This window comes from Streptomyces olivochromogenes (assembly GCF_021538895.1).
Lineage (GTDB): Bacteria > Actinomycetota > Actinomycetes > Streptomycetales > Streptomycetaceae > Streptomyces > Streptomyces olivochromogenes_A.
Genome location: NZ_JADDRL010000266.1, coordinates 1 through 1,055, shown reverse-complemented (window position 1 = coordinate 1,055; position 1,055 = coordinate 1). Strand labels below are relative to the sequence as shown.

General features: G+C 66.5%; 1 protein-coding gene. It reads right to left on the bottom strand.

Annotation, left to right across the window (positions count from 1 at the left end; translation table 11 throughout):
* On the bottom strand, positions 1 to 1,055 hold a 1,055-nt coding region (locus IPZ69_RS46730; protein WP_235461017.1), incomplete at both ends, for an ABC transporter substrate-binding protein.

The window sequence follows — 1,055 nt, the reverse complement described above, 5'->3', positions numbered from 1 at the left end:
CCGGTCTCGGCCTTGAGGACCTTGTTGAGCGGCGTGAGGTCGTAGATGCCCTTCAGGTCGGGCTTGTCGAGCAGGCCGGCCTTCTCCGCGTGCTCCGCCTCGGTGTGGAGGGTCGAGGCCAGCGGGTCGTCGAGGAAGGTGACGGACTTCCACGCCGGGTCGATGACGTCGGCGGGCAGTGCCTTGCCCGAGAGCGTCTTCAGTGCCGCGTTGGCGGCCGTCTTCGCCTTCTCCGGGTTGGCGTTGATCCACTCATTGGTCCGCACCGAGCCGCGCAGCACGGCCTCGACGATGTCCGGATGCTCCTTCAGGAACTTCTGCGACACGATGATGTTGGTGATCACGAACTTCTTGTCCGGCCACAGCGTCGACTCGTCGAGCAGCACCTTGCCGCCCTCGGCGACCAGCTTGGACGCGGTCGGCTCGGGCACCCAGGCGCCGTCGATCGAGCCGGACTTGTAGGCGTCCGGGGTGACCTTGTTGTCGGTGCGGACGACGGAGACGTCGCCCTTGCCGCTCTGCGCGTCGACCTTCCAGCCCTGGTCCGCGATCCAGTTGAGGAACGCCACGTCCTGCGTGTTGCCCAGCTGCGGGGTGGCGATCTTCTTGCCCTTGACGTCCTTCAGGGACTTGATCTTCTTCGGATTGACGACGAACTTCACGCCGCCGGAGGCCGAACCGCCGATGATGCGCAGGTTCTTGCCCTCGGACTTGGTGTAGCCGTTGATCGCCGGGGACGGGCCGATCCAGCCGATGTCGATGGACCCGGCGTTCAGCGCCTCGATCTCGGACGGTCCGGCGTTGAAGGTCGACGGCTTGATCGTGGTGCCGCCGAGCTCCTTCTGGATGAGGCCCTCCTGAACGCCCACGAGAGCGGTGGCGTGCGTGAGGTTGGGGAAGTAGCCGATCTTGACCTCGTCGGCGGAGAGCTTCTTGGCGCCTGCCGCGGGCGCGGCCTGCTTGTCGTCGTCGGTGGACTTGGAGCCGTAGCCGCAGGCGGTGAGCAGGAGGGGGAGTGCGGCTATGACGGCGATGGTGCGCAGGGTGGTGAGCGG